This is a genomic window from Flavobacterium sp. (genome assembly GCF_043778725.1).
In the GTDB taxonomy this organism is placed as follows: Bacteria; Bacteroidota; Bacteroidia; order Flavobacteriales; family Flavobacteriaceae; genus Flavobacterium.
In genome coordinates, this window is sequence record NZ_JAYWFT010000131.1 from 1 (window position 1) to 9,263 (window position 9,263).

The window sequence follows — 9,263 nt, forward strand, 5'->3', positions numbered from 1 at the left end:
AAAGAATTGGTCTTGTTTTTACCTTTTAATGCTTCTAAAATACAAAGTGATACCATAACTTCAATATCAGAACGATTAAAGAAAGATAAGTTTTTAAACATGACTTTAGATTTTTATTCGGGTGTATTAATGGCAATAGATTCGGCTAAAGTTTTAGGGATGAACATCGATATTAAAATTTATGATTCGCAAGAAACTAAAAATACAACAAATGCTTTAGCTGTAATTTCAAGTGAAAACTTCAGTACCACAGACGCAGTTATTGGACCATTTTATCAGGTAAATGTAGAAAAAGTCGCTAGTGCTTTAGAAAGTAAAAATATTCCAGTGATTTCTCCTTTGTCTAAAGACGATGGAAAATCGTATAAAAATTTATACCAATCGATGCCTCAAAACGATGCTATTAAAAACGCAATGTTTGATTATATGCATGCCAAAAACGGAAACATAATTGGTGTTATTGATCCTAAAAAAGCTACAATAAAACAATACATTCAAGACTTTCAGAAAGATGTAAAAATCGTAGGATTGTCTGATAAAGGCGGATTTGTAGCAGACAGCATCAAAAAATATTTTGTAAAAGATAGGATGAATTATGTAGTTATGGTTTCAGAAAAAACTGGAACTATTTTTACAACTACATCTGCCATGCAAAGCGCCATGAAAGAATATCAAGTGCAATTAGTAATTCTTGAACCTAACGAAACATTAGATTTTGAAGAAATAGCTTTGTCGCGTTTAACCAAATTAAAAATGGCTTATCCATCAATCACTAAAGATAATGATACCGAAGAAGCACAACAATTTGAACGCGCTTACAAAAAGAAAAATAAAATATTTCCTAATCAATATGCCGTTCGCGGATTTGATTTAACGTTTGATACCATGTTGCGATTGGCGCAGGACAAATCATTTGATGAAACCATCAACGATGCTGCAACAGAACAAGTAGAAAGCAAGTTTGACTATGCCAAGAAAATTTCTGGCGGTTATGCCAATAACGGAATTTACATTTTGTACTACGACGAGGATTTAACAATAAAACAAGCAGAATAATGGCAACTTCAAAAGTAACTTATTTAGGAGAATTAAGAACTTCTTCAATACATTTGCAATCTGGAACCGAAATTATTACCGATGCACCAATTGATAATAACGGCAAAGGTGAAGCATTTTCTCCAACAGATATGGTTGCAAATTCTTTGGCAACTTGCATGTTAACCGTTATGGGAATCAAAGCAAGAGATTTGGATGTAGATTTTTCAGGATCAACTGCGCAGGTAACTAAAGTTATGGCTGCCGAACCAAGAAGAATTTCGGAAATTCACATTACTTTTCAAATGAATTTGGAAGCTGATGATAAAACCAAAACCATTTTAGAACGAACAGGAATGACTTGTCCAGTTCATTTCAGTTTGCATCCAGATATCAAAAAAGAAATCGTTTTTAATTGGAAGTAATAGCGATTAGGTTGCGAGTTTTAGGTTGTTAGTATATTAAAATTGACTTTAAAATAGTAATAATTCATTTTCATTTAAATAACTTTAGGTGTAACTTATGTCCTTTTCATAACAATTAAATTGCAAAGTTTATACCTCAAAACTTTTAACAAAAAACCAGAAACCCGCAACCTTCAACTCGCAACCAACTTAAATGGACGACCAACAAAAACTTCTAATAAAATTAGCACATACCAAAATGCCTTATGGCAAATATGAAGGCAGATACATAATAGATTTACCCGAATATTATATGGTTTGGTTACACAATAATCGCTTGCCCAACGGTCAACTTGGCGAACAACTTAAACTCGTTTATGAATTAAAATTAAACGGATTAGAAGAGTTAATTCGCAACATAAAAAAGCAATATCCCAAAAATGATTATTAGATTTTCAGACTTATTTAGATAACTTATACTACTTGCTTATTTTTTTCTAAAAATCTAAGTATCTAACAATCTAACAATCCAATTTAAATCGTACTTTTGCATCGTTTTTCACAAGAAAACACAACAACAAACAACAACACAACAAGTACGGATAAGTAAATACTTGTCCTAAAAAAAAAACAATGAATCAAACGAAATACATTTTTGTTACTGGCGGTGTGACTTCTTCTTTAGGTAAAGGAATTATCGCTGCGTCTTTGGCAAAATTAGTACAAGCCAGAGGTTACAGAACTACAATTCAAAAATTTGATCCTTATCTAAACGTAGATCCAGGAACTATGAATCCTTATGAACATGGCGAATGTTATGTTACAGATGATGGTGCAGAAACCGATTTAGATTTAGGCCACTACGAAAGATTTTTAAACGTTCCAACTTCACAGGCAAATAATGTAACTACAGGAAGAGTTTATCTTTCAGTAATAGAAAAAGAACGCCGTGGTGAATTTTTAGGAAAAACAGTTCAAGTTGTGCCTCACATCACTAACGAAATTAAAGAACGCATGCAATTGCTAGGTAATTCTGGCGATTTTGATATTATAATTACTGAAATTGGTGGAACCGTTGGTGATATTGAATCATTACCTTACATAGAATCAGTACGTCAATTGGTATGGGAATTGGGAGAAGGTAACGGAATTGTAATTCACTTAACTTTAGTTCCATATTTGGCTGCGGCTGGAGAATTGAAAACCAAACCAACGCAACATTCAGTAAAAACATTGATGGAAAGCGGTATCAAAGCCGATATTTTAGTTTGTAGAACCGAACATGAATTGTCTGATGAAATTCGCCAAAAATTAGCTTTGTTTTGTAATGTAAAACGCGAAGCAGTTATTCAATCCATCGATGCTTCAACAATATATGAAGTTCCTTTATTGATGCTTGAAGAAGGATTGGATGTTGTCGCTTTAAAGAAATTAAATTTACCAAAAAAAGCAGCACCCGATTTAAAAAACTGGAACACTTTTCTGCACCGATTAAAACATCCAAAACATACTGTTAATGTTGGTTTGATTGGAAAATATGTAGAATTACAAGATTCTTACAAATCAATTCTTGAAGCATTTATTCACGCCGGTGCATCCAATGAAACTAAAGTGAATATCATCAGCATACATTCAGAATATATTGACAGTGAGAATATTGCTGAAAAATTAAACGGAATCGACGGAATTTTAGTTGCACCAGGTTTTGGAGAAAGAGGTATCGAAGGAAAAATTGAAGCCGTTCGTTATGCTCGTGAAAACAACCTTCCTTTTTTTGGAATATGTCTCGGAATGCAAATGGCAGTTATCGAATATTCCAGAAATGTTCTAAATTTAAAAGACGCCAATTCAACCGAAATGAATCCAAATACCACAAATCCGGTAATTGATTTAATGGAAGAGCAAAAAACCATAACCGACAAAGGCGGAACAATGCGTCTTGGATCTTGGAAATGCGACCTAAAAGAAGCAACTTTGGCACACCAAGTTTATGGTAAAACACAAATTCAAGAACGCCATCGTCATAGATATGAGTACAACAACAAGTATGCTCAACAATTAGAAAAAGCAGGATTAACAAGCTCTGGTATCAATCCAGATACAGGTTTGGTAGAAATTGTAGAGATAAAAAACCACCCATTTTTTATCGGCGTTCAGTACCATCCAGAATATAAAAGTACCGTTGCCAATCCACAGCCAATTTTTGTTAGCTTTGTAGCCGCAATGGTAAAAAATAAAAAGTAATAGTAAAGCAACCTGTTTGTTGTTTTTAATTTGGAGCGAATCAGTAGTAATTGTGGTAAACCCTATTCCTGCTGCCTTTCCAAAACTTTTTTAAAAATAAAAAAAGGTTTTTCCCTTGCATCAGGGCTAATCAGTAAACGAATTGAATAGACACAATAGTGCTAAACAATATAATTTTTGAAACAAAAAAGTCATTGCAACGACTAACAAATAAATTAACATAAAATCCCAAAATTTCGGGACAGCATACCATGGAAGAAAAGAAGTTTGATAAGAATTCAATAATTGGTTTTGGTTTAATATTCATCATCATCATGTGGATGATGTACAACACAAGACAAAACGATGCCAAAGAAGTAGCTGAAAAAGCAAAACAAGAAAAAATTGATGCAATAAAAAAATCAAAAGAAGTAAAAACAAAACAACTTGTTGAAACTGCAATTGATTCTACCATCAACGATACCGTTAAACTTCAAAAACTACAAGGTGCTTTAGGAAGTTTTGCTTATTCTGCAACATTGCCAACAGCAAAAGAAGGATTTACAACAATCGAAAATGAGCTAGTAAAAATCACCGTTGCTAATAAAGGTGGAGCAATTTCGGAAGCAATTTTAAAGAAATTTGAAAAATTCAAAAAAGGGTCAGGACAATTAGTAGAGTTGATAAAAAACAACAATGCCAATTTAAACATTACTTTACAAACCTCAGATAACAGAGTTTTAAATACAAAAGACTTATTTTTTGAACCAACTTTAACAAAAGTAGGAGCAAATCAAGTGCTTTCTATGAAGTTAAAAACAGGTCCAAACGAGTTTTTAGAATACCAATATGCCTTACAACCTGACAAGTACATGTTAGATTTTGATGTGCGTTCGCAAGGATTAAGCAAAGCCTTAAATACATCTAAACCAGCCAATTTAGACTGGGATTTAAAAACCTACAGAAACGAAAAAAGTATCACTTACGAAGATCGTTATGCCGAAATCTATTTCGAACATAAAGACGGAAAAATTGACTATGCAGGTTTAGGAGCACAAGAAGATAAAGATTTAGAAAAAGCAACATTTATAGCCTACAAGCAACACTTTTTCTCATCAATTTTACTTTCAAGTACACCAATTGAAGGCGCAAGCGTACATTCTACAAAACTTGTAATTGATGCTAAGAAAGATACCGTTTTTACAAAACAATTTAAATCTACGTTACCGTTAGCCTTCAAGAATGGCGAGTTAGACTATAAAATGAATTGGTATTTCGGACCAACAGATTATAAAGTTTTAAAAACGTATGATAGAAACATCGAAAAAATTGTTCCTTTAGGTTGGGGAATTTTCGGATGGATCAACCGTTTTATTTTCATACCACTTTTTGGGTTTTTAGGTTCGTTTTTATCTTACGGAATTGCAATTATCATCTTCACATTCTTGATAAAATTAGCAATGTCACCAATTACTTTTAAATCGTTCTTGTCGCAAGCCAAGATGAAAGTGCTACGTCCAGAAATAACAGAATTAGGAGAAAAATACAAAAAAGATGCTGTAAAAAAACAACAAGAAACAATGAAGTTGTACAATAAAGCTGGAGTAAATCCAATGGCAGGTTGTATTCCAGCATTAATACAATTGCCGTTTATGTATGCATCGTTTCAGTTTTTCCCATCAGCATTTGAGTTACGTCAAAAAAGTTTCCTTTGGGCAGACGATCTATCTTCTTTTGACCAAGTTATCAAATTACCATTCAACATTCCTTTGTATGGCGATCACGTTAGTTTATTTCCTATCATGGCAGCCATTGCGATTTTCTTTTACATGAAAATGACATCTGGCGACAACCAAATGGCACAACCACAACAAGAAGGTATGCCCGATATGACCAAAATCATGAAAATGATGATTTACATATCACCAATAATGATGCTTATTTTCTTCAATAGTTATGGTTCAGGATTGAGTTTGTATAACTTTATGTCCAACTTAATTACAATTGGAATCATGTTAGTAATCAAGAAATACTTTATTGACAGCGATAAGATTCATGCTCAAATACAAGAAAATAAGACCAAGCCTGTTAAAGAAGGTAAATTCCAAAAGAAATTACGCGAAGTAATGGAGCAAGCTGAAGAGCAAAAGAAGTTAAAAAAATAAAATAATTTATACTTATTTTTAAATGCTGTTTCATAAAGTTGTATACTTTCGAAACAGCATTTTTTTTGGAATAAATATGTAAATTGCGAGTGATAATGAGTTATCAAACAGTTTGAATAAAATTATGCATAAAAAAACATTGAAAATCATCGCTTTAATTTTATTTCTACTTATCGTAGTTTACAATTTCTTATTGAGCGATTTTAATCCAATGTTTGAAGACGAAGAATTTGTTTATCTAACAAATTCGATTAAAGTAGCTCAAAAGGAAAATTTAAATCAGCTTGTTCATAATTATAATAAAATTCACCAAACCGTAGAAGAAAAAAGATGTCCATGCGAAGTTTCAACGGATTATATTGGACCATATAGACATGGTCTTTCTTTAACCAAAAAGATTTACTTGTTGAAAATAGAAAAGGAGTTTACTCAAGATGATTGCCTAAAATTTGAATTATTAAACGCTGAATATTTGACTGGAAATATTGGAGTAAAACAAGCGTCGAAGTTCTATTTTAATAAAACTGTTGAGCAACTCAACGAAGAAGAAAATATTATGTTGATTATTATGCTTGAAAATCCAAGTCTGTATAATCCAATACGCCGAAAAGAAAAGGTGATAAATAAAGTTAGACTTTATCAAAGTATATTAAATAAAAACGGTTCCAATAGCCATTTAAATCAATGACGAAAATAGTAAACAGCAATAAAACCAAAATAACACCACTAAAAAATAAAACCTATCAACAATGAAAGTAATGATAATGGGTTTTGGTAATATGGGTAAAACCTATGCCAATAGTTTTATAAGTTCAAGGTTTATAAAAGCCAATGATATTCATGCTTTGGTGCGTGATGCCAATAAAATTTCAAATGATTACGGAATTCCAAACAGCAATTTTGTTTCGGTTCCTACAAATGAAATCAATCAATTTGACATTATAATTTTGGCAGTAAAACCTCAAGATTTTGATGCTTTGGCAGTTGGTATTAAACCTTTTTTAAATCAAAATCAAATGATACTTTCGGTTATGGCAGGTGTTACTTTGGCTTCCATAGAAAAGAAATTGGAATGTACTAAAATTGTACGTTCAATGCCTAATATTCCTACTCAAATAGGCAAAGGAATGACCGTTTTTACTGCTTCTTCTGCTGTAGATAGAAAAGAATTATTTATCATTCAAAACCTTATAAATACTACAGGAAAATCTATTTATGTAGAAAACGAAAAACTAATTGATGCCGCTACAGCCATTTCTGGAAGTGGTCCAGCGTATGTTTTTTACTTTATGAATTCGATGATTAAAGCTGCATCTGAATTGGGTTTCTCACAATCGGAAGCCGAGCTTTTGGTAAATCAAACCTTTATGGGATCAGTAGATTTGCAAAATTCAAGCGCATTGTCCAATCTAGAATGGATAAAAAAAGTAGCGTCCAAAGGCGGTACAACAGAACAAGCTCTAAAAGTATTTGAAGAAAACTTGGTAGAAGACGCCATAATAAAAGCTGTTAAAGCCGCCAACAATAGAGCACTAGAATTAGGTTCATAAAAAAAGCCACCCTACTTTCGCAGATGGCTTTTAAAATGTTGTATAACATTCAATTAGATTTTAAATCTTTTTCTGTCTGTTTCAGTCAAATAGATTTTTCTCAAACGAATAGATTTTGGTGTAACCTCAACATATTCATCTTTTTGAATGTATTCTAATGCTTCTTCTAATGAGAAAATAATTGGTGGAATAATTCTTGCTTTTTCATCATTTCCAGATGAACGAACGTTAGATTGTTTTTTCTCTTTAGTTACGTTTACACACATATCATCACCACGAGAGTTTTCTCCAATTACTTGACCTTCGTAAATTTCGGCATTTGGTTCAACAAAAAACTTACCACGATCCTGTAATTTATCGATAGAATATGGAATAGCTTTTCCTTTTTCCATAGAAATTAACGAACCTTTATTACGTCCAGCAATTTCACCTTTCAAAGGCTCATACCCTATAAAACGGTGTGCCATAATAGCCTCACCTGCAGTAGCAGTTAGCAATTGATTACGCAATCCAATAATTCCACGTGATGGAATATTAAATTTTACAATCATACGCTCACCTTTAGTTTCCATACTCAACATTTCACCTTTACGCATAGTAACGAACTCAACCGCTCTACCTGAAAGACTTTCGGGTAAATCAATAGTTAATTCTTCAATTGGCTCACATTTTTTACCATCAATTTCTTTAATAATAACCTGTGGTTGACCAATTTGCAATTCGTAACCTTCTCTTCTCATTGTTTCAATAAGAACAGATAAGTGAAGTACTCCACGACCAAAAACCATGAATTTATCAGCAGAATCTGTTTCGCCTAACTTCATGGCTAGGTTTTTCTCTAATTCTTTAGTTAAACGATCTCTAATGTGGCGAGAAGTAACAAATTTTCCTTCTTTACCAAAGAAAGGCGAATCGTTAATTGTAAATAACATACTCATTGTTGGCTCATCAATAGCAATAGACGCTAATCCTTCAGGATTTTCAAAATCAGCGATAGTATCACCAATTTCAAAACCTTCAACTCCAACAATAGCACAGATATCACCAGCTATAACTTCTTGAACTTTCTTACGTCCAAGACCTTCAAAAGTATGTAATTCTTTAATTCTTGACTTTGTTACCGTACCATCTCTTTTCACTAATGAAATTGGCATTCCTTCTTTTAAAATTCCTCTTTCAAGACGACCAATTGCGATACGACCTGTAAAAGCTGAAAAATCTAAAGAAGTAATCAACATTTGAGGAGTACCTTCGGATACCTTAGGAGCAGGTACATGTTCAATTACCATGTCTAGTAAAGCTTCAACGTTATCAGTAACATTTTCCCAATGGTCAGACATCCAGTTATTCTTAGCAGAACCATAAACTGTTGGAAAATCTAGTTGCCATTCTTCAGCACCTAATTCAAACATTAAGTCGAAAACTTTTTCATGAACTTCTTCAGGAGTACAATTTTCTTTATCAACTTTATTGATAACTACACAAGGCTTTAGACCTAAATCTAAAGCTTTTTGAAGAACAAAACGAGTTTGAGGCATCGGACCTTCAAAGGCATCAACTAATAGACAAACGCCATCAGCCATATTTAATACACGTTCTACTTCTCCACCAAAATCTGCGTGACCAGGAGTATCAATGATATTAATTTTTGTTCCTTTGTAAATAACCGAAACGTTCTTAGAAGTAATTGTAATTCCTCTTTCACGCTCTAAATCGTTGTTGTCAAGTATTAAGTCACCGGTGTTTTCGTTATCACGAAAAAGTTGACAGTGATACATAATTTTATCAACCAAAGTAGTTTTACCGTGATCGACGTGGGCAATAATTGCAATGTTTCTAATAGATTCCATCTTGTTTATTTTGAAAGTGCAAAAGTACACTTTATT

8 protein-coding genes are annotated in these 9,263 nt (G+C 32.8%); 7 read left to right on the top strand and 1 reads right to left on the bottom strand.

What is annotated here, in order from left to right; genetic code table 11:
* The 7 genes from ACH2CG_RS12655 to proC all read left to right on the top strand — a co-directional run.
* A partial coding sequence (locus ACH2CG_RS12655; protein ID WP_395065744.1) for an ABC transporter substrate-binding protein occupies positions 1-1,056 on the top strand: 1,056 nt, incomplete at its 5' end.
* The gene (locus ACH2CG_RS12660) at positions 1,056-1,460 is read left to right on the top strand and encodes an OsmC family protein (RefSeq protein WP_395065746.1); all 405 of its coding nucleotides are present in this window, start codon (positions 1,056-1,058) and stop codon (positions 1,458-1,460) included. The genes ACH2CG_RS12655 and ACH2CG_RS12660, both read left to right, overlap by 1 nt.
* A gap of 193 nt (positions 1,461-1,653) precedes the next feature.
* Complete coding sequence (locus ACH2CG_RS12665; RefSeq protein WP_395065748.1) at positions 1,654-1,890, top strand: DUF3820 family protein; 237 nt, start codon at positions 1,654-1,656, stop codon at positions 1,888-1,890.
* A gap of 182 nt (positions 1,891-2,072) precedes the next feature.
* A complete protein-coding gene (locus ACH2CG_RS12670) occupies positions 2,073-3,683 on the top strand; it encodes a CTP synthase (RefSeq protein WP_395065750.1) in 1,611 nt (536 codons plus the stop codon).
* A gap of 251 nt (positions 3,684-3,934) precedes the next feature.
* On the top strand, positions 3,935-5,827 hold the full coding sequence (yidC, locus tag ACH2CG_RS12675; protein ID WP_395065752.1) for a membrane protein insertase YidC: 1,893 nt from the start codon (positions 3,935-3,937) through the stop codon (positions 5,825-5,827).
* 124 nt (positions 5,828-5,951) lie between these two features.
* Positions 5,952-6,515: a transglycosylase domain-containing protein gene (locus ACH2CG_RS12680; RefSeq protein WP_395065754.1), complete on the top strand. Its 564-nt coding sequence runs from the start codon at positions 5,952-5,954 to the stop codon at positions 6,513-6,515.
* A gap of 61 nt (positions 6,516-6,576) precedes the next feature.
* Complete coding sequence (gene proC / locus ACH2CG_RS12685; protein ID WP_395065756.1) at positions 6,577-7,377, top strand: pyrroline-5-carboxylate reductase; 801 nt, start codon at positions 6,577-6,579, stop codon at positions 7,375-7,377.
* 53 nt (positions 7,378-7,430) lie between these two features.
* Here the strand turns inward: proC and typA are convergent, their stop codons facing one another.
* The gene (typA, locus tag ACH2CG_RS12690) at positions 7,431-9,227 is read right to left on the bottom strand and encodes a translational GTPase TypA (RefSeq protein WP_395065758.1); all 1,797 of its coding nucleotides are present in this window, start codon (positions 9,225-9,227) and stop codon (positions 7,431-7,433) included.
* Positions 9,228-9,263: the final 36 nt, after the last annotated feature.